This window comes from Mycobacterium sp., from assembly GCF_025965855.1.
Taxonomy (GTDB): domain Bacteria; phylum Actinomycetota; class Actinomycetes; order Mycobacteriales; family Mycobacteriaceae; genus Mycobacterium.
In genome coordinates, this window is sequence record NZ_JAOPWB010000343.1 from 1 (window position 1) to 21,791 (window position 21,791).

22 protein-coding genes are annotated in these 21,791 nt (G+C 68.3%); 15 read left to right on the plus strand and 7 right to left on the minus strand.

Features of this window, described 5'->3' with window-relative positions:
- Positions 1-584: PLP-dependent transferase (locus tag JWP83_RS29580; protein ID WP_297738680.1), on the plus strand; the 584-nt coding region annotated here is incomplete at its 5' end.
- A gap of 79 nt (positions 585-663) precedes the next feature.
- Here the strand turns inward: JWP83_RS29580 and greA are convergent.
- Both greA and JWP83_RS29590 read right to left on the minus strand, forming a co-directional pair.
- Positions 664-1,158, minus strand: a complete 495-nt coding sequence (gene greA, locus JWP83_RS29585) for a transcription elongation factor GreA (RefSeq protein ID WP_297738682.1) — start codon at positions 1,156-1,158, stop codon at positions 664-666.
- Between the two features lie 227 nt (positions 1,159-1,385).
- On the minus strand, positions 1,386-1,820 hold the full coding sequence (locus tag JWP83_RS29590) for a DUF4307 domain-containing protein (RefSeq protein WP_297738684.1): 435 nt from the start codon (positions 1,818-1,820) through the stop codon (positions 1,386-1,388).
- Positions 1,821-1,951: 131 nt separating this feature from the next.
- On the opposite strand from JWP83_RS29590, the gene mca reads away from it, so the two are divergent.
- From mca to JWP83_RS29610, 4 genes are read left to right on the plus strand one after another with little or no spacing between them, the layout of a single operon-like run.
- Positions 1,952-2,824: a mycothiol conjugate amidase Mca gene (gene mca / locus JWP83_RS29595; RefSeq protein WP_297738686.1), complete on the plus strand. Its 873-nt coding sequence runs from the start codon at positions 1,952-1,954 to the stop codon at positions 2,822-2,824.
- On the plus strand, positions 2,821-3,120 hold the full coding sequence (locus JWP83_RS29600) for a hypothetical protein (protein ID WP_297738715.1): 300 nt from the start codon (positions 2,821-2,823) through the stop codon (positions 3,118-3,120). Before mca ends, JWP83_RS29600 begins: the two co-directional genes overlap by 4 nt.
- Positions 3,107-5,128, plus strand: coding sequence for a thioredoxin domain-containing protein (locus JWP83_RS29605; RefSeq protein WP_297738717.1), 2,022 nt, complete (start codon positions 3,107-3,109; stop codon positions 5,126-5,128). Before JWP83_RS29600 ends, JWP83_RS29605 begins: the two co-directional genes overlap by 14 nt.
- Positions 5,129-5,153: 25 nt before the next feature.
- Entirely contained in the window at positions 5,154-5,537 is a 384-nt protein-coding gene (locus tag JWP83_RS29610) for a nuclear transport factor 2 family protein (protein WP_297738719.1), read from the plus strand.
- Positions 5,538-5,543: 6 nt separating this feature from the next.
- Here JWP83_RS29610 and JWP83_RS29615 read toward each other — a convergent pair whose 3' ends face one another.
- Complete coding sequence (locus tag JWP83_RS29615) at positions 5,544-6,296, minus strand: hemolysin III family protein (protein WP_297738721.1); 753 nt, start codon at positions 6,294-6,296, stop codon at positions 5,544-5,546.
- A gap of 136 nt (positions 6,297-6,432) precedes the next feature.
- On the opposite strand from JWP83_RS29615, the gene JWP83_RS29620 reads away from it, so the two are divergent.
- From JWP83_RS29620 to JWP83_RS29630, 3 genes are all read left to right on the plus strand, one after another.
- Positions 6,433-7,221 (plus strand): (2Z,6E)-farnesyl diphosphate synthase, encoded by a 789-nt coding sequence (locus JWP83_RS29620; RefSeq protein WP_297738723.1) that lies wholly within the window; start codon positions 6,433-6,435, stop codon positions 7,219-7,221.
- A gap of 66 nt (positions 7,222-7,287) precedes the next feature.
- Entirely contained in the window at positions 7,288-8,667 is a 1,380-nt protein-coding gene (locus JWP83_RS29625; RefSeq protein WP_297738725.1) for a hypothetical protein, read from the plus strand.
- A 316-nt stretch (positions 8,668-8,983) separates the two neighbouring features.
- The gene (locus tag JWP83_RS29630; RefSeq protein WP_297738726.1) at positions 8,984-9,397 is read left to right on the plus strand and encodes a hypothetical protein; all 414 of its coding nucleotides are present in this window, start codon (positions 8,984-8,986) and stop codon (positions 9,395-9,397) included.
- Here the strand turns inward: JWP83_RS29630 and coaA are convergent, their stop codons facing one another.
- Entirely contained in the window at positions 9,398-10,336 is a 939-nt protein-coding gene (coaA, locus tag JWP83_RS29635) for a type I pantothenate kinase (protein ID WP_297738728.1), read from the minus strand.
- A gap of 129 nt (positions 10,337-10,465) precedes the next feature.
- On the opposite strand from coaA, the gene glyA reads away from it, so the two are divergent.
- The 5 genes from glyA to JWP83_RS29660 all read left to right on the plus strand — a co-directional run bounded on the left by glyA (position 10,466) and on the right by JWP83_RS29660 (position 16,773).
- On the plus strand, positions 10,466-11,746 hold the full coding sequence (gene glyA, locus JWP83_RS29640) for a serine hydroxymethyltransferase (protein WP_297738745.1): 1,281 nt from the start codon (positions 10,466-10,468) through the stop codon (positions 11,744-11,746).
- An 84-nt stretch (positions 11,747-11,830) separates the two neighbouring features.
- Entirely contained in the window at positions 11,831-12,658 is an 828-nt protein-coding gene (locus JWP83_RS29645; protein ID WP_297738730.1) for an acyl-ACP desaturase, read from the plus strand.
- A 216-nt stretch (positions 12,659-12,874) separates the two neighbouring features.
- A complete protein-coding gene (locus tag JWP83_RS29650) occupies positions 12,875-14,176 on the plus strand; it encodes a PhoH family protein (protein WP_297738732.1) in 1,302 nt (433 codons plus the stop codon).
- A 153-nt stretch (positions 14,177-14,329) separates the two neighbouring features.
- Entirely contained in the window at positions 14,330-15,205 is an 876-nt protein-coding gene (locus JWP83_RS29655; RefSeq protein ID WP_297738734.1) for a polysaccharide deacetylase family protein, read from the plus strand.
- A gap of 98 nt (positions 15,206-15,303) precedes the next feature.
- Positions 15,304-16,773 carry an adenylate/guanylate cyclase domain-containing protein gene (locus JWP83_RS29660; RefSeq protein WP_297738747.1) on the plus strand — a complete coding sequence of 490 codons (1,470 nt, stop codon included), beginning with the start codon at positions 15,304-15,306 and terminating at the stop codon, positions 16,771-16,773.
- Here JWP83_RS29660 and JWP83_RS29665 read toward each other — a convergent pair.
- From JWP83_RS29665 to glpX, 3 genes are read right to left on the minus strand one after another with little or no spacing between them, the layout of a single operon-like run.
- The gene (locus JWP83_RS29665; RefSeq protein WP_297738735.1) at positions 16,763-17,767 is read right to left on the minus strand and encodes a hypothetical protein; all 1,005 of its coding nucleotides are present in this window, start codon (positions 17,765-17,767) and stop codon (positions 16,763-16,765) included. The two genes, JWP83_RS29660 and JWP83_RS29665, sit on opposite strands and share 11 nt — an antisense overlap.
- Before the next feature lie 17 nt (positions 17,768-17,784).
- Positions 17,785-19,212, minus strand: coding sequence for a class II fumarate hydratase (locus JWP83_RS29670; RefSeq protein ID WP_297738737.1), 1,428 nt, complete (start codon positions 19,210-19,212; stop codon positions 17,785-17,787).
- 28 nt (positions 19,213-19,240) lie between these two features.
- Complete coding sequence (gene glpX, locus JWP83_RS29675) at positions 19,241-20,311, minus strand: class II fructose-bisphosphatase (RefSeq protein WP_297738739.1); 1,071 nt, start codon at positions 20,309-20,311, stop codon at positions 19,241-19,243.
- 55 nt (positions 20,312-20,366) lie between these two features.
- On the opposite strand from glpX, the gene JWP83_RS29680 reads away from it, so the two are divergent.
- Both JWP83_RS29680 and JWP83_RS29685 read left to right on the plus strand, forming a co-directional pair.
- The gene (locus JWP83_RS29680; RefSeq protein WP_297738741.1) at positions 20,367-21,053 is read left to right on the plus strand and encodes a DUF4245 domain-containing protein; all 687 of its coding nucleotides are present in this window, start codon (positions 20,367-20,369) and stop codon (positions 21,051-21,053) included.
- Positions 21,054-21,088: 35 nt separating this feature from the next.
- Positions 21,089-21,791 (plus strand): dienelactone hydrolase family protein (locus JWP83_RS29685; protein ID WP_297738743.1); only part of this gene is annotated, 703 nt, incomplete at its 3' end.

Below are 21,791 nucleotides of genomic sequence, written 5' to 3' on the forward strand. Positions count from 1 at the left end.
TAACGCTGGGCGCCGATGTGGTGCTGCACTCGACCCCCAAATACATCGGCGGGCACTCCGACGTGGTGGGTGGCGCGCTGATCACCAACGACCAGGAACTGGACGACGCCTTCGCCTTCCTGCAGAACGGGGCCGGCGCGGTGCCGGGCCCCTTCGACGCCTACCTGACGATGCGCGGGCTGAAGACGCTGGTGCTGCGGATGCAGCGGCACAGCGAAAACGCTGTGGCGGTAGCGGAATTCCTCGCCGAACATCCCGCGGTGGGCGCGGTGCTGTATCCGGGTCTGCCCGGCCACCCCGGGCACGAGATCGCGGCGCGGCAGATGCGCGACTTCGGCGGCATGGTCTCCGTGCGCATGCGCGGGGGCCGGCGCGCCGCCGAGGACCTGTGTGCCCGCAGCAAGGTGTTCATCCTGGCCGAGTCGCTGGGCGGTGTTGAGTCGCTGATCGAGCTGCCCAGCGCCATGACGCACGCGTCGACGGCCGGTTCGCAACTGGAAGTGCCCGACGACCTGGTGCGGCTTTCGGTCGGCATCGAGGACGTCGCCGACCTGCTGGCCGATCTCGAACAGGCGCTGAGCTAAGGACTCGCCGAGTGCGAATCTGACGACGCGCCGACCCGTCGCAGGATTCACACTCGACGCGGCGGGCGGGCGGGGATCGCTAGGAGTGGTACGGCTCCGCGCTGACCAACGTGACCTCGACGGTGTTGCCGTTGGGCACGGTGTAGCGGCGAGTCTCGCCGACCTTGGCGTCGATCAGGGCCCCGCCCAGCGGTGAGAGCGGCGAGAACACCTCCAGCTTGCCTTCGTTGACGCCCTCCTGGCGGGTGGCGATCAAAAACGTCTCGGTGTCCGACTTGTCGCCGTTGTAGTAGACCTTTACCACCGAACCGGGCAGCGCGACGCCGGACTGCTTGGGCGCCTCGCCGACCTTGGCGCTGTTGAGCAGGTCCTGCAGCTGGCGGATGCGGGCCTCCTGCTGGCCCTGCTCGTCGCGGGCGGCGTGGTAGCCGCCGTTCTCGCGGAGGTCCCCCTCCTCTCGGCGGTCGTTGATTTCCGCGGCGATGACCGGACGATTCGCGATCAACTGGTCGAGCTCGGTCTTGAGTCGGTCATGTGACTCCTGGGTCAGCCAGGTCACCTGAGTGTCCGTCATCTCGTCGTGCTCCTCGTATTTCTCGTTCCGCGTAATCCGCGCAGGCCTCGATAAGTCTTTGCAACCCGCTGCTGGGGCTATCCGGTCCCGCCCCCGCCGCCGCTCCATTCTTCCGACGCCCTTTAATGCAGCAATACACGGTCCCTAGGGGAACCGTGCATTCATCCATGTTACCACCGCGCAAACAGATGATGACTCGATATTCGCTGTTCGTCTTGATCGTGCGGTCAGGCCGGGCGCAGGTAGCCGGGCACCTCGGTGCCGCAGCCGTAGATGTCGGCCATCGCCGGGGGTCGGACGGATTTCACCGTCGTCGTCACCTGCACGGTGGCCTGGTCGGACGGTGGTACCAGCACCTCCCGTCTGCCCGTCTCGCTGCCGTCCTTGGCCCGGACCCGCACGATGCAGTCGACCGGGCGCGACGGGTCGGATCGCGTCACGCTGATCGTTACCGACGCCGTCTCGTTGTCAATCACCTGGTAGCCGGCCAGCGAGCCCGCGACGTCACTGGTCCCCAGCCGCTGGTAGCCGATGACGGCGACGGCGACGCCGGCAGCCACGACCAGCACGGCCAAACCGATGGCCACGCGACGCCGCGATACGCGCGACAGCCGCGACCGGCCGTAGCGCGTCTCGGGGCGCGGAAGGGGAGTTTCGCTCATGCCTGGGTATGCCTGGACTGTCGGCTGCCGGACGCCGCCCGACAGGATGCAACGATCGGAACTGGAATTATAAGGTCGCTACTAACTCTTCTAGCACTTCAGGGGCGACCAGCGCACCGACAAGGGGGCACGTGAGCGAACTGCGGTTGATGGCGGTGCACGCCCACCCCGACGACGAGTCGAGCAAGGGTGCGGCCACCCTGGCCCGCTACGCCGACGAGGGTCACCGGGTTTTGGTGGTGACCCTGACCGGGGGCGAGCGCGGCGACATTCTCAACCCGGCGATGGACCTGCCCGATGTGCTGGAACACATGGCCGAAATCCGCCGTGACGAGATGGCCAAGGCGGCGGAGATCCTCGGCGTAGAGCACACGTGGCTGGGCTTCGTCGATTCCGGCCTGCCCAAGGGCGATCCACCGCCACCGCTGCCCGACGACTGCTTCGCGCTGGCGCCGCTGGAGGTATCCGTCGAGGCGCTGGTGCGGGTGATCCGCGAGTTCCGGCCGCACGTGATGACCACCTACGACGAGAACGGCGGCTATCCCCACCCCGATCACATTCGCTGCCATCAGGTTTCGATCGGTGCCTTCGAGGCCGCCGGCGACTACGCCCGCTTCCCGGACGCGGGCGAGCCGTGGACGGTGTCCAAGCTGTACTACAACCACGGCTTTTTGCGCGCACGGATGCAGCTGCTGCACGACGAGTTCGTCAAGCGCGGCCAAGAGGGCCCGTTCCAAAAGTGGCTCCGGCACTGGGATCCAGAGCACGACCCGTTCGAGTCCCGGGTGACGACGCGGGTCGAGTGCTCGGCGTATTTCAGCCAGCGCGACGACGCCCTGCGGGCGCACGCCACCCAGATCGACCCGAACGCCGAGTTCTTCGCCGCCCCGATCGAATGGCAGCAGCGGCTCTGGCCGACGGAGGAATTCGAGTTGGCCCGCTCCCGTGTCCCGGCCAAGCTGCCCGAGGACGACCTGTTCGCTGGAATCGAGGACGACGGGTGAACCACTATCTCCTCCGGGTGATCGCTGACGCCCCCCACAACCACGGGCCCGACTTCGGCAAGGCCAGCCCGGTGGGGCTGCTGGTCGTCGTGCTGCTGCTGGTCGCGACCCTGTTGCTGTTGCGATCGATGAACCGGCAGCTCAAGAAGGTCCCGAAGACATTCGACCCGCAGCACCCCGAGCCCGATCAGGCCGCCGACGAGGGCACCGACACCGTCGGTGAGGGCCCCGACCAGGCCCCCGGGCCGGCGAACGGGTCGGCGCGGGCGCCAGGATCCGGCGATGAGCACGGCTGACCCCGCCGCAGCGAACACGCTCGGGCTGGCCACCAGTCCATATTTGCGCCAGCACGCGGACAACCCCGTGCATTGGCAGCAGTGGACGCCACGGGCGCTGGCCGACGCGGCGGCGCGCGACGTGCCGATCCTGCTCTCCATCGGCTACGCCGCCTGCCATTGGTGTCACGTCATGGCCCACGAATCGTTCGAAGACGACGAGGTGGCCGCCGCGATGAACGCCGGATTCGTCTGCATCAAGGTCGACCGCGAGGAGCGCCCGGACATCGACGCGGTGTACATGAACGCCACCCTCGCGCTCACCGGGCAGGGCGGCTGGCCGATGACGTGTTTCCTGACGCCCGACGGCCGGCCCTTCTTCTGCGGCACGTACTACCCGAAAGATGGCTTTCTGCAACTCCTTTCGGCCGTGTCCGCCACCTGGCGGGACCGACGCGGCGAGGTCGAGGAGGCCTCCGACCACATCGCCGGTGAGTTGCGCAAGATGACTGGGGGGCTGCCCGCCGGGAGCCCGGACGTGGCGCCGCAGCTCTGTGACCACGCCGTCGCCTCCGTGCTCGGCGACCAGGACACGGTGCACGGCGGGTTCGGGGGGGCGCCCAAATTCCCGCCGTCGGCGATTCTCGAGGCGCTGCTGCGCAACCACGAGCGCACCGGGTCACCGGCGGCGCTGGAGGCGGTCGCGCGCACGGCCAACGCGATGGCCCGCGGCGGCATCTACGACCAACTCGCAGGCGGCTTCGCCCGGTACAGCGTCGACAACGCTTGGGTGGTACCGCATTTCGAGAAGATGCTCTACGACAACGCGTTGCTGCTGCGTGCGTACGCACACTGGGCGCGGCGTACCGGAGACCCGTTGGCGCGCCGGGTCGCCACCCAGACGGCGCGGTTCCTGCTCGACGAGCTGGGCACCAAAGTAGAAGCCGACATGTTCATCTCGTCGCTGGACGCCGACGCCGACGGCCGTGAGGGTTCGACCTACGTCTGGACGCCGGCGCAGCTGACCGAGGTGCTCGGCACCGACGACGGCCGTTGGGCCGCAGAGGTTTTCGCGGTCACCCCATCCGGCACCTTCGAACACGGGAGCTCAGTGCTGCAGTTGCCCACCGACCCGGACGATCCGCAACGAGCCGAACGCGTCCGCACCGCGCTGCTGGCCGCGCGGCTCACCCGGGTGCAGCCCGGGCGCGATGACAAGGTGGTCACGTCGTGGAACGGGTTGGCGATCACCGCGCTAGCCGAGGCCAGCGTGGCGTTGGGGCAGGCCGAATTGGCCGCTGCTGCACGGCGTTGCGCGCTTTCGCTGCTGGGCTTGCACGTCGTCGACGGCCGGCTGCGGCGCGCCAGCCTGGGCGGGGTGGTCGGCGACAGCCCGGGCATCCTCGAGGACCACGCGATGCTGGCCACCGGCCTGCTCGCGCTGTATCAGCTGACCGCCGAGGAGACGTGGCTGACGACGGCGACCGAGTTGCTGGACACCGCGCTACGCCACTTCGCCGACCCGCAGCGGACCGGCCGCTGGTTCGACACCGCCGACGATGCCGAGCAGTTGGTGCTGCGGCCGGCCGACCCGTTGGACGGCGCCACGCCGTCGGGCGCGTCGTCGATCACCGAAGCGTTGCTGACCGCGGCGCACCTCGTCGACGGGGAGCACGCGGAGCGGTACCTGCGGGCGGCGGGCGACGCGCTCGGCGCGCAATCGGTGCTGCTGGAGCGCGCGCCCCGGTCGGCCGGGCATTGGCTGGCGGTCGCCGAAGCCACGGTCCGCGGGCCGCTGCAGATCGCGGTCGCCTGCGACCCGTCGCGGTCCCCGCTGCTGGCCGACGCGCGCCGACTGGCGCCCGGCGGGGCGATCGTCGTGGGCGGCGAGAAGGATTCGTCGGCGCTGCTGGTCGGCCGGGACAGGGTCGCCGGCGCCGACGCCGCGTATGTGTGCCGCGGCCGGCTCTGCGACCTACCGGTGACGCAGGCGACCGAACTGGCGGCCGCCCTGGATGTTTCGGGGTAGTAACCCGGCGGCTACCCTGCGTTCCATGCCAACTGCCTCGGACAAGGTCCAAGCGATCACGGACACCGTCAACCGCTACATCGAGCTGGTCGCCAAGGGCAGCGCCGACGACCTTGTGGAGTTGTACGCCGAGGACGCGACCGTCGAGGACCCGGTCGGGGGCGAGGTACACATCGGTCGCCACGCGATCCATGGCTTCTACTCCGCGGTCAACGACGTGCAGCGCGAATGCGAGCTGGTGTCGCTGCGGGTGGCGGGCAGCGAGGCGGCCTTCCAATTCCGCCTGACCGTCACCGCGGGGGAGCACCGGATGGTGATCGAGCCGATCGACGTCATGGTGTTCGACGACCGCGGCAAGATCACCGCGATGAAGGCCTACTGGTCGGCGGCCGACGTCACACAGCTTTAGGGGCCGTCAGGCGGGGTTGCCGACGTAGAAGACGGCGAACCACATGGCGATGTAGTGCAGAATCGCCGCGATAGCGGTGAAGGCATGGAAGAACTCGTGGTAGCCGAACGTCTTCGGCCAGGGGTCGGGCCAGCGCAGCGCGTAGAGCAGGCCGCCGATGCTGTAGAACACGCCGCCGACGGCGAGCAGCACCATCGCGGCCACCCCGGCGATGTGGAGGATCGTCGGCGCGTACCAGACCGCCACCCAGCCCAGCAGCAGGTACAGCGGCACGCCCACCCAGCGCGGGGCCGTCGGCCAGCACACCTTCAGCGCGATGCCCGCCAGCGCGCCGCCCCACACGATCCACAACACCAAGCGCCCGTCCGCGGGCGGCATCGCCAGCATCGCGAACGGCGTGTAGCTGCCGGCGATGAACACGAAGATCATCGAATGGTCGAGCCGCTTCATCAGTTTGCGGCTCTTGGTAGATTTCCAGTTGACGCGGTGGTAAGTGGCACTGACCGCGAACATCGTCACCGTGGCCAGGGCGTAGGCGAACGTGGTGAGGCCGGCGCGGGTGGATGCCATCGCCCACGACACCGACACCAGGCTCGCGCCGCAGACGATCGCCAGCCACGCGGAATAGAAGTGGATCCAGCCGCGCATGCGGGGCTTGGTCAGGGCTTCGGCGGCACCCTCGACGAGCTGTTCGACGGGATTGCCGGGCGCGATTGCCTCGGTCTCCGGGTTGGTGGACGTGGTTGTCTTGCTGCTCATGTCTCCCGTTGCCTCGCCTTCGCAGCTGTTAGGGACCAACAATAGTCGCGGATGATTGCGACACGCTGCTGGACGTGCCGTGGCTCGCGCAAATCCAGGCCGGAATTTGTTGCCGCTCACAGTAGTGTGGAGCCTCGTGGAGATCATCCCGCCGCGGCTGAAGGAGCCGTTGTACCGCGTCTACGAACTGCGGCTGAGGCAGGGTCTGGCGGCCACGAAATCCGAGCTTCCCCGCCACATCGCGGTCCTGTGCGACGGGAATCGGCGCTGGGCACGCAACGCGGGTTACGACGACGTCAGCTACGGCTACCGGATGGGTGCCGTCAAGATCGCTGAGATGCTGCGGTGGTGCCAAGAGGCCGGCATCGAGATGACCACCGTGTACCTGCTCTCCACCGAAAACCTGCAACGCGATCCCGATGAGCTGGCCGGACTCATCGAGATCATCACCGATGTGGTCGAGGAGATCTGCGCCCCGGCCAATCGCTGGAGCGTGCGCACCGTCGGGGACCTCGCGCTGATCGGCGAGGAGCCGGCCCGCCGGCTGCGCGACGCGGTCGAGTCCACCCCGGCCGTCGCGCCGTTCCACGTCAATGTCGCCGTCGGCTACGGCGGCCGCCGCGAAATCGTCGACGCGGTGCGGGCGCTGTTGAGCAAGGAACTCGCCAACGGCGGCTCCGCCGAGGAGCTCGTCGACGCGGTGACCGTCGACGGCATCTCCGAAAACCTTTACACCTCTGGGCAACCCGACCCCGACCTGGTGATCCGCACCTCGGGGGAGCAACGGCTGTCCGGCTTTTTGCTGTGGCAGAGCGCCTACTCGGAGATGTGGTTCACCGAGGCCCACTGGCCGGCATTCCGCCGCGTCGATTTCCTGCGCGCGCTGCGGGACTACAGCCAACGGCATCGCCGGCACGGCAAATAGCACGTGCCGATCGCAAGCGCGGCGCAGCGGGTCGGCACGGATTAGACCCCGTGCCACACTGGATGCATGGCTGCGTTGTCGGCGGTGGTGTTCACGCTGAGCGGGTGGCTGGGGTTGTATCTGCTGGCCCGCGATCCGCGTAAGCCGGTGCTGGCGCTGGCTGCGATCGGGCTGTGTGGCTTCGCACTTATCGTGGCGCTGGACGCGGTGCGCACGGCGGGCGCCCCGCACCTCGGCCTTCTCAGCCGGCTCGAGATCTATCTGGCTGCCGTCCCCAGCGTGGCGTGGTTCGCGGTGCTCGTGGAACTGTCCCGGCCGGGCGAGCGCTGGCGGGCGCGCACGGGTGAGTTGCTGCTCGTCGGCGGTGTCGGCGCGCTCATCTTGTTCGGCGCGATGATGGCCGGCAGCGTCGACGGACCGCTGCGGCCGGGTCACCTGCTGATGATCGCGGTGATCTCGACATCCACCCTGGGGGCATTGGTCGTCGCGGTGCGGCGGCCCGCCCAGCCCACCTCGGTCGTCGGGGTGGTGGTTATCGCGACCCTGTTCTTCGCTCTGGCCAATGCCATCCTGATCATCCCGTTGGGCATCGTGCCGAGCTGGCTGGCCCTGGCGTCGACGGGTTTCGATGTCCTGGCGCTCGGCGTGGCGGTGGCGCTGTGGGACGCCTTCGACGAGGGCCAGGCGCTGCGCGCCGACATGCTGCGCTCGTTCGCCGGTTCGATGGCGGTGGCCGTGCTGTTCGGCGGCCAGGCGCTGATCGGTTTGGCGGTGACCCGGCGGGACCCCACCACGCAGACCGTGCTCACGGTGTTGCTGTTCACCACACTGGCGATCGCCATCACGGTGCAGGTGCTGGCCGATCCGCTGGCCGGCGTGCTGGACCGGCTGGCGTTCTCGAGGTCGCCCACGCTGCGCGCCGACCGGGCCGCGTTGCGGCATACCGGGGCGGCGTTGGCGCTGCGCTCGGCCGATCCCCTGCAGGATCTTCACGGCGTCGACGACGACACCTTCGCCCGGCTCACCCGCCGCGCGCTGGGCCACTACGCCGACCTCACCAAGCTGGTCGCCAGCCCGCTGACCGCGTTACCCGTGATCGATGAGCGATTGGCCGCCAGGGGGGCGCCCGATCACCCGGTGGAGCGCGCCAACGAGCTCAAGGCGGTGCTTGCCGACGGTATCGCCCGGCTCAAACCCCGCGACGCGGGCGATTTCGGAACCACCGAGGAGTGGCGCTACTACAACTCGCTATACTTCCCCTACGTCGTCGGGGTGCGCGCGTATGCGCAGAACGCCACCGCGGCCGGCCTGGATCCCACCGCCCGGCAAGCCTGGCAGTGGCTGGTCACCGAGGTGCCGCAGCGTTCGTTGCACAACTGGCAAAACGCCGCCGCCCGGCTCATCGCCGCCGATCTGCGCGGGCGGGTGCCGGTCGCCAGCGACTAGCCTCGCGGGGTCCCTTCTCGCCCGCGAGATATAAGCCCTTGCGAGCCGCGTCGGCGTGTCTTCACCACTGGCTATGTGTCGCGGCACGGGTACGCAGGGCCGGCCGGGAGTCGCCCGAACAGCACGCGCGATCGGGCCACCCACCCCTCGTTTTGTGACATGTGTGGAATTGGTCGCCGCTGGCGGGAATAGACGGAAGAAGGACCTGGTCGTTTCCTCCGTGGCAGCAGTTGGCAGCGCCACGCGTCGATATGGCAGTGCTCTTGCTGCACGCTCAAACCAGTTCGACCCATCCGCCATCGCGAGGAGTGATCACATGACCGCCGTTTCTGGTCTTCCGACCCGACCCCTGTACGACTCGACCGACTCGCTGCTGCGTTTCGCCATGCGCGCCGACGCCACGCTGACGGGGCTGTGCGGTTTGGCTGTCGCCTTCGTCGCCGACCCGCTTTCGTCGCTGACCGGCCTGACGTCGGGCCAGGAGTACGCCATGGGGGCGTTCTTCGTGCTCTGCGGACTGGCCGTGTTCAGCCTCGCGGCGGCCCCGAACTTGCGCCGCGTCGGGTTCGGGATCGTCGCGGCCAACATCGTCTTGACGCTGGCCGCGATCGTGGCCGCCGAAGCCGTGACCATGACCGCAACCGGGGTGGCCGCGACGTTGGCCAGCGGCGTCTACACCGCGGCGTTCGCCGGTTTGCAGTACCTGGGAGTGCGTCGCCTCGCCACGTAGCTACAGCTTGCGCAGGCGGAGCCGGTTGATGGAGTGGTCGGCATCCTTGCGCAGCACCAGGGTGGCGCGGGGCCGGGTGGGCAGGATGTTCTCGACCAGGTTGGGCCGGTTGATCGACCGCCAGATCTCGCGCGCGGCGGTGACGGCCTTGGTGTCGTTGAGCGCCGAGTAGTGGTGGAAGTGGGATTCCGGGTCGGCGAACGCCGTGCCGCGCAGCGACAGGAACCGCGACACGTACCACTGCTCGATGTCTTCGATCCGGGCGTCCACATACAGCGAGAAGTCGAACAGGTCCGACACCATCAGCGTCGGACCGGTCTGCAGGACGTTGAGGCCCTCCAGGATCAGGATGTCGGGGTGGCGGACCACGTGCTTGGCCCCCGGGATGACGTCGTACTTCAGGTGCGAATACACCGGCGCACACACGTAGTCGGAACCGGATTTGACCGACGTCACGAACCGCATCAGCGCCCTGCGGTTGTAACTTTCCGGAAAGCCCTTGCGGTGCATCAGGTTTCGTCGATCCAGTTCGGCGTTCGCGTACAGGAAGCCGTCGGTGGTCACGAGGTCCACCAGGGGGTGATGATCCCAGCGGGCCAACAGCGCCTGCAGCACGCGGGCGGTCGTTGATTTCCCGACGGCCACGCTGCCGGCCACGCCGATGACGAACGGCACCGGCCGGTTCGGATTCTGTTGGGGTTCCCCGAGGAACTCCGCGGTGGCGGCGAACAGCCGCTGGCGCGCGGCGACCTGAAGGTGGATCAGCCGGGCCAGCGGCAGGTAAACCTCTTCGACCTCCAGCAGGTCGATCTGCTCGCCGAGACCGCGCAGGCCGACAAGTTCCTCTTCGGTGAGGGCCAGCGGCGTCGACATGCGAAGCGCACGCCATTGTTTTCGGTCGAACTCCACATAAGGGCTCGGCTCGCTAGGCCGCGGCATAGTGCTCAAGTGTTGCAGGGGCGGACGCGCGCCCGACGGCTGGGCTGGCGAAAAGTGCCGCTCGATAGACTGGCCCCCGTGACTGCCGCACCCGACGCCCGTACCGCTCGCCCCGGCACAGCCTCCGTGATGTCCGCGCCCCTCGCCGAGGTCGACCCCGACATCGCCGAGTTGCTGGACAAGGAACTGCACCGGCAACGCGACACCCTGGAGATGATCGCCTCCGAGAACTTCGTGCCCCGCTCGGTACTCCAGGCCCAGGGCAGCGTCCTGACTAACAAGTACGCCGAGGGATTGCCCGGCCGTCGCTACTACGGCGGATGCGAGCACGTCGACGTCGTGGAGAACATCGCCCGCGACCGCGCGAAGGCGTTGTTCGGCGCCGAGTTCGCCAACGTCCAGCCGCATTCCGGCGCCCAGGCCAACGCCGCCGTGCTGCACGCCCTGATGTCACCCGGGGAGCACCTGCTCGGCCTCGACCTCGCCAACGGCGGCCACCTCACCCACGGCATGAGGCTGAACTTCTCCGGGAAGCTGTACGAGGCCGGCTTCTACGGCGTGGACCCCAAGACGCATCTGGTCGACATGGACGCGGTGCGGGCCAAGGCGCTCGAGTTCCGCCCCAAGGTGATCATCGCCGGTTGGTCGGCCTACCCGCGGATCCTCGACTTCGCCGCGTTCCGGTCGATCGCCGACGAGGTCGACGCCAAGCTGTGGGTGGACATGGCGCACTTCGCCGGGCTGGTTGCCGCGGGTCTGCACCCGACGCCGGTGCCCCACGCGGACGTGGTGTCCACAACCGTGCACAAGACTTTGGGGGGCGCCCGTTCGGGGATGATCCTGGGCAAGCAGGAATACGCCAAGGCCATCAACTCGGCGGTGTTCCCCGGCCAGCAGGGCGGGCCGCTGATGCACGTCATTGCCGGCAAGGCGGTCGCGCTCAAGATCGCCACCACCCCCGAGTTCGCCGACCGCCAGCAGCGCACGCTGTCCGGGGCGCGCATCGTCGCCGACCGGTTGCTGGCGGCCGATGTCGCAAAGGCCGGCGTCTCGGTGGTGAGCGGCGGCACCGACGTGCACCTGGTGCTGGTCGACCTGCGCGACTCGCCGCTCGACGGCAAGGTCGCCGAGGACCTGCTGCACGACATCGGTATCACGGTCAACCGCAATGCCGTGCCGAACGACCCGCGGCCGCCGATGGTGACGTCGGGTCTGCGGGTGGGGACACCGGCGCTGGCCACCCGCGGTTTCGGGGATGCCGAATTCACCGAGGTCGCCGACATCATCGCCACCGCGCTGGCGGCCGGCACCTCCGCGGATGTGTCCGCGCTGCGGCAACGGGTGACGCGGCTGGCCAGGGACTTCCCCCTCTACGAGGGGCTGGAGAACTGGACGCTCGTTGACCGCTGACCGGGTTGAGGAACAAAGTCACCATTCGGCGCAACACACGCGGACAATTTCACAGAAGCTGGACCCACGAGTTACCGTAACCGCATGGCACAGAAACCTGTTCCTAACGCGCTGACCCTCGAACTCGAACCCGTTGTCGAGCGGCTCATGGACCACCACCTCAACACCGAGAACCTGTGGTTCGCCCACGACTACGTGCCCTTCGACCAGGGCGAGAATTTCGCGTTCCTGGGCGGGCGCGACTGGGATCCGTCCCAGATGACGCTGCCCAGGACCATCACGGACGCCTGCGAGATCCTGCTCCTGCTCAAGGACAACCTCGCCGGGCACCACCGCGAGCTTGTCGAGCACTTCATCCTGGAGGAGTGGTGGGGCCGCTGGCTTGGCCGGTGGACCGCCGAGGAGCACCTGCACGCCATCGCGCTGCGCGAATACCTCGTGGTGACTCGGGAGGTCGATCCGACCGCCAACGAGGAGGCCCGGGTCCAATACGTGATGAAGGGCTACCGCGCCGACACGTACTCGCAGGTCGAAACCCTTGTCTACATGGCTCTGACCGAGCGCACCCAAGCCATTTTCTGCCGCAACCTGGCCGCTCGAATCGAGGAGCCGGTCCTGGCCGGGCTCATCGACCGCATCGCCAGGGACGAAACACGCCACGAGGAGATCTTCGCCAGCCTCGTCGCGCACTGCCTCGAGTACACCCGCGACGAGACGATCGCCGCGATCGCCGCGCGGTCGGCGGACCTCCAGTTGGTGGGCGCCGACATCGACGCCTACCAGGACAAGGTGCAGAACGTCGCCGACGCAGGCATTTTCGGCCCTGCGGACCTGCGGCAGGCGATCTCCGAGCGCATCACCGAATGGGGCGTGGCCAGCGAGCCTGCGCTGAAGCAATTCGTCGTCGGTTAGCGATTTTTCGCGCCCTGGCGTACGGACCGGCGCGCCTGCGCGGCGGCAAAGCGGCCACCGGAGTAGCGTCGTTCTCGATGGCCAGCGACATGCTCTGCTGCCAGGGCGGCACCTCCCGTCACCACAAGGGCAGGACCGGCCCCGGTCCTGGTGCTGCGACCCCCGCCGACATGCCTGTGCGGGTCCGCGCGGGCTTACCCGCTCGAGGAGCGCTTCGTGACCGATATCCGGACCTATGTGCTCGACACCTCCGTGCTGCTGTCCGATCCGTGGGCGTGCAGCCGGTTCGCCGAACACGAGGTGGTGGTGCCGCTAGTGGTGATCAGCGAGCTGGAGGCCAAACGCCACCACCACGAACTGGGCTGGTTCGCCCGTCAGGCCTTGCGCCTGTTCGATGATCTTCGGCTCGAGCACGGACGGCTGGATCAGCCGATTTCCGTTGGGACACAAGGCGGCACGCTTCACGTCGAACTTAATCACACCGACCCGGCCGTGCTGCCCGCGGGCTTTCGCACCGACAGCAACGATTCCCGGATTCTGAGCTGCGCCGCCAACCTCGCCGCCGAAGGCAGGCGAGTTACGTTGGTCAGCAAGGACATTCCACTCCGGGTGAAGGCCGCTGCGGTGGGCCTGGCCGCCGACGAGTACCACGCGCAGGACGTCGTGGCCTCGGGGTGGTCGGGGATGTACGAGATCGAGACGGCCACCGAGGATATCGACACGCTGTTCGCCGACGGTGAGATTGACCTCGCCGAGGCGCGGGACCTGGCCTGCCACACCGGAATTCGGCTGCTCGGCGGCAGTTCGCATGCGCTGGGCCGGGTCACCGCGGCCAAACGCGTGCAGCTGGTTCGCGGTGACCGCGAGGTGTTCGGGCTACGCGGCCGTTCCGCCGAACAGCGCGTCGCGCTGGACCTGCTGCTGGACGAGTCGGTGGGCATCGTGTCGCTGGGCGGCAAGGCCGGCACAGGCAAGTCGGCGCTGGCGCTGTGCGCGGGCCTCGAGGCGGTGCTCGAACGGCGCACCCACCGCAAGGTGGTGGTTTTCCGTCCGCTGTACGCCGTGGGCGGCCAGGAGCTGGGCTACCTGCCCGGCAGCGAGAGCGAAAAGATGGGCCCGTGGGCGCAGGCGGTCTTCGACACCCTCGAGGGCCTCGCCAGCCCGGCGGTCCTCGAGGAGGTGCTCGCCCGGGGCATGCTCGAGGTGCTGCCGCTGACCCACATCCGGGGCCGCTCCCTGCACGACTCGTTCGTCATCGTCGACGAGGCGCAGTCGCTGGAGCGCAACGTGCTGCTGACCGTGTTGTCCAGGCTGGGCAGCGGATCGCGGGTGGTGCTGACCCACGACATCGCCCAGCGCGACAACCTGCGCGTCGGGCGCCACGACGGTGTCGCGGCGGTGATCGAGAAGCTCAAAGGCCATCCGCTGTTCGCCCACATCACACTGCTGCGCAGCGAGCGGTCGCCGATCGCCGCGCTGGTCACCGAGATGCTCGAGGAGATCGCCGGACCGCACTGAGTGTGCTTCCTCGGCGTTGAGTGTGCGTGTAGGGCGGGAAAACGGCACCGAACCAGCCCTGAGGTAACACTCAAAGCCGTGAGTGCACGCTGAAAGCCCTGGTTGCACAGTCAACGCCACGATCGCACAGTCACCCGCGGGTAGGCTTCCAGGGTGCCGAAACGACCCGACAGCCAGGCCTGGCGCTATTGGCGGACCGTTTTGGGCGTCGTGGCGGCCACCGCGGTGCTGGTGATCGGCGCCCTCACCGGTCACGTGACGCGGGCCGATAACCTCAGCTGCTCGGTCGTCAAGTGTGTCGCGCTGACGTTCGACGACGGGCCGGGGCCATACACCGACCGGCTGCTGCAAATTCTGAGGGACGCCGACGCCAAGGCCACGTTCTTCCTGATCGGCAACAAGGTCGCCGCCAACCCGGCGGGCGCCAAGCGCGTCGCCGACGCCGGCATGGAGTTCGGCAACCACACCTGGGAACACCCCAACATGACCACCGTCCCTGCGGAGGACATCGCGGGCCAGTTCTCCCGGAGCAACGACGCGATCACCGCCGCGACCGGTCGGACACCGTCGCTGTGGCGTCCCGCCGGCGGACTGTCCAACGACGCGGTGCGCCAGACCGCCGGTCGGTTCGGGCTGGCCGAAATCCTTTGGGACGTTATCCCTTTCGACTGGATCAACGACGCCAACATGGCCGCGACGCGGTACATGCTGATGACCTACATCAAGCCCGGCTCGGTGGTGTTGTTCCATGACACCTACTCGAGCACCGTCGACCTGGTGTACCAGTTCATCCCGGTGCTCAAGGCCAACGGCTACCGCTTGGTGACGGTCAGCGAGTTGCTGGGACCGCGGCCGCCGGGCAGCAGCTATGGTGGCCGGGACAACGGGCCACCCGCCAACGCGCTGCACGACATTCCGGCCAGCGAGATCCCGGCCCTGCCCGATACGTCCTCTCCCAAGCCGATGCCCAACTTCCCGATCACCGACATCCCGAACCAGAACTCGGGCGGGCCAAACAACGGCGCTTAGAAACATTTGGGCGTACGCGCGGCTATTTTTATAGGGTGATCAGGCCGAGCCGGCTTCGGGCTCCAGCGACAGGGCAGCGAAAGTCCGCTCGCAGGTTGTTGATTCAATATGCGATCGATCTTGCCCTCGCCTACCTGCTGGCCGTCGTCGACGCGGCCGCGATCCTGATCCCGCTGCGGGGACACACGTCCGTCGGCGCCAATGCCGACTTCGCGGAGAAGAACACGGCGGCGGTGGCGGTCATCGTCTCCTTGGGGATCGCCGGCGTCGCGGTGGCCGGAGCCCTGAGCCTGGCCCCCAACCTGCGTTGGTATGTCGCCGGGGATGAACCGACCCCGGAGCAACGGGAAGCCGCGATGAAGATCCCCGGCCGCCAGTCGGCGATCCTGTTGCTGACCTGGGGCGTGGCCGGGGCGATCTTCGCGCTGCTCAACCTTGGCGGCGGCGCCCAGCTGCTGCTGCCCATGCTGCTCGGTGTGCTGGTGGGCGGACCGGCCGCCGCCGGCACGGGAATGCTGCTCGCGCAACGCACCCTGCGTCCCATCATGGGTGCCGCCACGCTGGGTTGCGAGCCGCGGCTCGCGGTACCGGGTGTGTACGCCCGACTGGTCCTGCTGTGGTTTTTGTGCAGCGCAATTCCCATCGGCGTGATCGCGGCGCTCGTCGTCCTTCGCTCGCACGGCTGGCTGATCGAGAATTCCGCCGCGTTGGATGTGCCCATCCTGGTGGTGTCGCTGGCGGCGCTGGTCCTCGGGCTGCCGACGATGATCCTGACCTCGCGGTCCATCTCGGATCCCGTCGGCGAGGTCGTCGACGCGATGGCGCAGGTCGAACGCGGCCACATCGGAACATACGTCGGCGCGTACGAACGTTCCCAAATCGGGCGCCTGCAAACGGGATTCAACCGGATGGTCGCCGGTCTCGCCGAGCGGGACCGGTTGCGGGACCTGTTTGGGCGCCACGTCGGGACGGACGTCGCGCAACGCGCCATTCAAGAGGGTGCGTCGCTGTCGGGGGACGTGGTCGAAGCGGCCGTTCTTTTCATCGACCTGGTCGGTTCCACGCAACTCGCGGAAAGCCGCCCCCCGCAAGAGGTTGCCGAGGTGCTCAACAACTTCTTCCGAATCGTGGTCGACGCCGTCGACGAACACAGCGGGCTGATCAACAAATTCGCCGGCGACGCCGCGCTTGCCATCTTCGGGGCGCCGTTGCGGACGGCGCAACCGGCAGCGGCGGCGCTGGCGACGGCGCGCGCGCTGGGCACCCAGCTGCGCCGGCTACCCGTCGTCGATTTCGGCATCGGCGTCTCGGCCGGCCGGGTCTTCGCCGGCAACGTCGGCGCCGAAAACCGCTACGAATACACGGTAATCGGCGACGCGGTCAATGAGGCCGCGCGGCTGGCCGACCTCGCCAAAACCGCCGACCGGCGGATCCTGTGTTCGGCGGCGGCCATTGACCGGGCCGATGACGCCGAGCGGGCGCACTGGGCCGAGTGCTATTCCACCGTGTTGCGCGGGCGCTCCGAAGCCACCCACGTCTCGGCGCCGGCGGGCCCGACTACTTCATGACCTTCAGCGCTGCAACGATCCCGTTGATGATGCCCGCCGAACCCGCATCGCCGATCGGCGTCGCGCCCAGGAAGATGGTGACCGGCTTGGTGTTGACGGCGATGATGACCAGGGAGTCGCCCTTGACGTTGCGTGCCGTGTCGGCGATCGTGACGTCGGCGTCGACACGGGCGGCCTTGACGCCGTCGACCGTGATCGATGACTTCTTCGTCGGTCCGAGCGTGGGCGTCGCGTTGGCGTACCCGGGCCCGTTGGCCACGCAGTCCATCAACTTCGCCGCCTGCGCACCGACGTCCATGCTGGCGACGAAGTTGGTGACGCCGACTTCCGCCTGCATCATCCACTGATTGGCGCCGGGCACCTCTTGCCCGACGCCGACGGCGCCGATGAGGTTCGGGGTCTGATCGTCCGAAAATCCCATCCAGCCCGGCGCCGCGCTGGTCGGGAACGACAGCTTGCCCGCGCTGATCGTGTCGCCGGAGGGTTTGTCACCGCCGGACACATTGGGCGTGCAGCCGGTCGCCGTCTGCTGGGAACTGTTCGGCTGCGACGACGGCGCGCTTGCGGAGGGCGGGGACGTCGAGGGCCCCGCCTTGTTCGGCTTGTTCCCGCTGTTGAGCCCGATCACCAGGAGCACCACCAGCACGATGACGCCCAGTACCGCAACACCGGCGAGGATCAACCACGGCGCCTTGGAGCGTGGCCCCCCCGGCGGTGGACCGGGCGGGTACGGCCCGCCCGGCCAGGGCGGCGGAACCTGCTGACCGGGTGGGGGGAACGGTGGGGGCGGGTAGGGGCCCGCCGCATAGGGATTCCCGGCGCCCTGCGGGTTGACGTACGGGCCACCCGGCGGAGGGTACGGGTATCCGCCGCCCGGCGGCGGGCCGCCCGGAGGCGGGCTCCCCGGAGGCGGGCCCCCCCAATATGGGCTCTGCCCATAGGGATTCGCCCCGTAGGGATCCTGACCGTAGGGGCCGCCGGGGGGAGTTGTCATCGCCGAACCACTCTCATCTAGTCCTCCGGCTTCACCCTGGCCATCGCCAACACGTCGAGGCGGCGATCCAGCTCTTCTATCGACAGCTTGTCACCGATCAGGCCGCGGTCGATGACGGTCTGGCGAATGGTCTTGCGCTCCTTGAGTGCCTGCTTGGCCACCGCGGCGGCCTCCTCGTATCCGATGACCGAGTTCAGCGGCGTCACGATGGAGGGCGACGATTCGGCCAGCTCGCGCAGGTGCTCGACGTTGGCCGCCAATCCGCTAATGCAGCGCTGGGCGAACAGCTTTGAGACGTTGGTCAGCAGCTTGAAGGACTCGAGAATGTTGCGCGCCATCATCGGGATGTAGACGTTGAGCTCGAAGGCGCCGCTGGCGCCGCCCCACGCGACCGCGGCGTCATTGCCGATCACCTGCGCGGCGACCTGCGTAACCGCCTCCGGCAGAACGGGATTCACCTTGCCCGGCATGATCGAGCTGCCCGGTTGCAGGTCGGGCAGCTGGATCTCGGCCAGGCCGGTCAGCGGGCCCGATCCCATCCAGCGGATGTCGTTGGCGATCTTGGTCAATGACACCGCGATGGTGCGCAGCGCGCCCGAGGCCTCGACCAGCCCGTCGCGGGCGGCCTGTGCCTCGAAAGAGTTGATCGCCGGGCGCAATTCGCTCAGGCCGGTGGAAGCGACGAGCGTCTCGACCACCCTGGCGCCGAAGCCGTCGGGTGCGTTGAGGCCGGTGCCCACCGCGGTGCCGCCGATCGCCAGCTCACCGAGGCGCGGCAGCGTGGCCCGGACCCTTTCGATCCCGGCCTCGATCTGGCGGGCGTACCCGCTGAATTCCTGGCCGAGCGTCACCGGGACGGCGTCCATCAGGTGGGTACGGCCGGACTTGACCACCGTGTGCCACTCGCGGGCCTTGCTCGCCAGGGCGTCGTGCAGCACCTCGAGCGCCGGGATGAGGTGACGCACCGCGGCCTCGGTCGCCGCGATGTGGGTGGCGGTCGGGAAGGTGTCATTCGACGACTGCGACATGTTGACGTCGTCGTTGGGGTGCACCGTCACGCCGTTGGCGGCGGCGATGCTGGCGATCACCTCGTTGGTGTTCATGTTCGAGCTTGTCCCCGAACCGGTTTGGAAGACGTCGATGGGGAACTGATCGTCGTGGCGCCCGTCGGCGATCTCGGCCGCCGCGGCGATGATCGCGTCCGCCTTTTGCGGCGCCAGCAGCCCGAGGTCCTTGTTCACCTGCGCGCAGGCGCCCTTCAGCAGCCCCAGCGCGCGGATCTGGGCGCGCTCCAGACCGCGGCCCGAGATCGGAAAGTTCTCGACCGCACGCTGAGTTTGCGCGCGCCACAAGGCTTTTGCGGGCACCCGGACCTCGCCCATGGTGTCGTGCTCGATGCGGTACTCGGTGTCGCCGGCGGCGTCCGCGGAGTTGTTCAAGGCCATAGATTGGTCTTCCTCGGTTCGGGTCGGTTCAGGGCAGGGGATAGGCGGCAGAGCTGTCGCCGGTGAAGTCGATCGCGGAGTACTCGTTGAGCTTGGACAGCCGGTGATAGGCCTCGATCATGCGCACGGTGCCCGACTTCGAGCGCATCACGATCGACTGGGTGGTGCAGCCGCCGGGGTAATACCGCACGCCCTTGAGCAGGTCGCCCTCGGTGACCCCGGTCGCGCAGAAGAAGACATTCTCGCCGGACACCAGGTCCTCGGTCGTCAGTATCTGGTCCAGGTCGTAGCCGGCGTCCAGCGCCTTGCGGCGCTCGGCCTCGTCGCGAGGCGCCAGTTGCGCCTGGATGGCCCCGCCCATGCAGCGGATCGCCGCCGCGGCGATGATGCCCTCCGGGGTGCCGCCAACGCCGGCCAACATGTCGGTGCCCGACTCCGGCCGGCACGCTGAGATGGCGCCGGCGACGTCGCCGTCGGTGATCAGCCGGATCCGGGCTCCGGTGGCCCGGACGTCTTCGATCAGTTGGGCGTGCCGCGGCCGGTCCAGGATGCACACCGTCATGTCGCGCACCGACAAAGCCTTGACCGTGGCGACGGCCTTGATGTTCTCGGCGATCGGAGCGGTGATGTCCAGCACGTTCGCGGCCTCGGGCCCGACCGCGATCTTATTCATGTAGAACACCGCCGACGGATCGAACATCGCCCCACGGTCGGCCACCGCCAGCACGGAAATGGCGTTGGGCATGCCCTTGCTCATCAACGTGGTGCCGTCCACCGGGTCGACGGCGAAGTCGCAGTCCGGCCCGTCACCGTTGCCGACCTCCTCGCCGTTGTAGAGCATCGGCGCCTGGTCCTTCTCGCCCTCGCCGATCACCACCACGCCGCGCATCGACACGGTGTTGACCAGCTCGCGGATGGCGTCGACGGCCGCGCCGTCGCCGCCCTCCTTGTCGCCACGGCCCACCCAGCGGCCGGCGGCCATGGCGCCGGCCTCGGTGACCCGCACCAGCTCCATCGCCAGGTTGCGGTCGGGGGCTTCGCCCCGTGCCCGCGCCGGCGACGAACCGGATGCCGATGACACGTCAGGGGGATCGCTCATGGTTGCTGATTGTCCCAGAAGCGGATCCGTCTGCGGGAACTGGGATACTTCGTGGATGAGCGACGAGCCGCAGCCGAACGCCGAGGTAGGTGAGCCGGCACCGGGACGGGGGCCTGTTGCAAGGCCGGCCAAACCCCGGTTGCTGCAGGACGGTCGCGACATGTTCTGGTCGCTCATCCCGCTGGTGATCGGCTGCATCGTGCTGGCCGGCCTGGTCGGGATGTGTTCGTTTCAGCCGGTCGGGACGAACAAGGGTGTGATCCCGGCCTACGACGCGGCCGCCGCCTTGCGGTCGGATGCCCAGACGCTGGGCTTCCCCATCCGCCTACCCCGATTGCCCGCCGGCTGGCACCCCAACTCGGGCGATCGCGGGGGTATCGAAAACGGCCGAACCGACCCGTCGACCGGTCAGCGGCTGCACGCGGCCACCTCGACCGTGGGCTACATCAGCCCGACCGGAATGTATCTGGGCCTGACCCAGAGCAACGCCGACGAGGACAAGCTCGTCGGCTCGGTCCATCCGTCGGCGTATCCGACCGGGACGGTCGACGTCGACGGCACCAACTGGGTGGTCTATCACGGCGCGGGCCAGAACGGCGCCGACGCCGAACCGGTGTGGACCACCAGGCTCACCGGCCCGGCCGGCGCCACCCAGATCGCGATCACCGGTGCCGGGAGCGCCGACCAGTTCCGTACGCTGGCGGCGGCGACGCAATCGCAGCCGCCTTTACCAACCCGATAGCCGGCCCTTTAAAAGGCCCAGTAGGAAGGCACCCCGTGACCGCACCCGAAGCAGACCTGTCCGGATGGTCGGTGGCACCGTTCAGCGGTGGCGGCTACACCCATGACGTCTACCGCAAGGGCGCCGGCCCGGGAGTGGTGCTGATTCCCGAGATCCCCGGCATCCATCCCGGGGTGCTGGCCCTGGGAAATCACTTGGTGGACAACGGCTTCACCGTCGCCATGCCGTCGCTGTTCGGTGAGCCGGGGAAGCCCAAGACGGTCGGCTATATACTCGGCGCCATCACGCGGGCTTGTGTGGCAAGGGAATTCGCGGCTTTCGCCACCAACAAGGAGCGGCCGGTGTCGTTGTTCCTGCGCGCGCTGGCCCGCGACCTCAACGCGTCGACGCCGGGCAAGGGCGTCGGCGTCATCGGCCAGTGCTTCACGGGCGGGTTCGCGCTAGCGGCTGCGGTGGACGACAGCGTGCTGGCGCCTGTGCTGAGCCAGCCGTCGGCGCCGATTTCGTTGACGCCCAAGATGAAGCGCGACCCTGGCATGTCCGAAGGGGAACTCAAGGTCATCGAACAGCGAGCCGCCAACGAGGGACTGTGCGCACTGGGCCTGCGGTTCAGCGAAGATCCGCTGTCGCCGGGCGAACGCTTCAAGACCCTGAAGGACCGGCTGGGTGACGCGTTCGAGGTCATCGAGATCAACTCGAAGAAGGGCAACGAGCACGGTTTCGGCAAGATGGCCCACT

Excerpts from the sequence above, each read along its gene's own strand:
- JWP83_RS29610 (WP_297738719.1), top strand. The coding sequence starts at position 5,154 with ATGCCAACTGCCTCGGACAAGGTCCAAGCGATCACGGACACCGTCAAC.
- JWP83_RS29670 (WP_297738737.1), bottom strand. The coding sequence starts at position 19,212 with ATGGCCTTGAACAACTCCGCGGACGCCGCCGGCGACACCGAGTACCGC.
- coaA (WP_297738728.1), bottom strand. The coding sequence starts at position 10,336 with ATGCCGCGGCCTAGCGAGCCGAGCCCTTATGTGGAGTTCGACCGAAAA.
- JWP83_RS29630 (WP_297738726.1), top strand. The coding sequence starts at position 8,984 with ATGACCGCCGTTTCTGGTCTTCCGACCCGACCCCTGTACGACTCGACC.
- JWP83_RS29605 (WP_297738717.1), top strand. The coding sequence starts at position 3,107 with ATGAGCACGGCTGACCCCGCCGCAGCGAACACGCTCGGGCTGGCCACC.
- JWP83_RS29645 (WP_297738730.1), top strand. The coding sequence starts at position 11,831 with ATGGCACAGAAACCTGTTCCTAACGCGCTGACCCTCGAACTCGAACCC.
- JWP83_RS29615 (WP_297738721.1), bottom strand. The coding sequence starts at position 6,296 with ATGAGCAGCAAGACAACCACGTCCACCAACCCGGAGACCGAGGCAATC.
- glpX (WP_297738739.1), bottom strand. The coding sequence starts at position 20,311 with ATGAGCGATCCCCCTGACGTGTCATCGGCATCCGGTTCGTCGCCGGCG.
- JWP83_RS29625 (WP_297738725.1), top strand. The coding sequence starts at position 7,288 with ATGGCTGCGTTGTCGGCGGTGGTGTTCACGCTGAGCGGGTGGCTGGGG.
- glyA (WP_297738745.1), top strand. The coding sequence starts at position 10,466 with ATGTCCGCGCCCCTCGCCGAGGTCGACCCCGACATCGCCGAGTTGCTG.
- JWP83_RS29665 (WP_297738735.1), bottom strand. The coding sequence starts at position 17,767 with ATGACAACTCCCCCCGGCGGCCCCTACGGTCAGGATCCCTACGGGGCG.
- JWP83_RS29680 (WP_297738741.1), top strand. The coding sequence starts at position 20,367 with ATGAGCGACGAGCCGCAGCCGAACGCCGAGGTAGGTGAGCCGGCACCG.
- JWP83_RS29590 (WP_297738684.1), bottom strand. The coding sequence starts at position 1,820 with ATGAGCGAAACTCCCCTTCCGCGCCCCGAGACGCGCTACGGCCGGTCG.
- greA (WP_297738682.1), bottom strand. The coding sequence starts at position 1,158 with ATGACGGACACTCAGGTGACCTGGCTGACCCAGGAGTCACATGACCGA.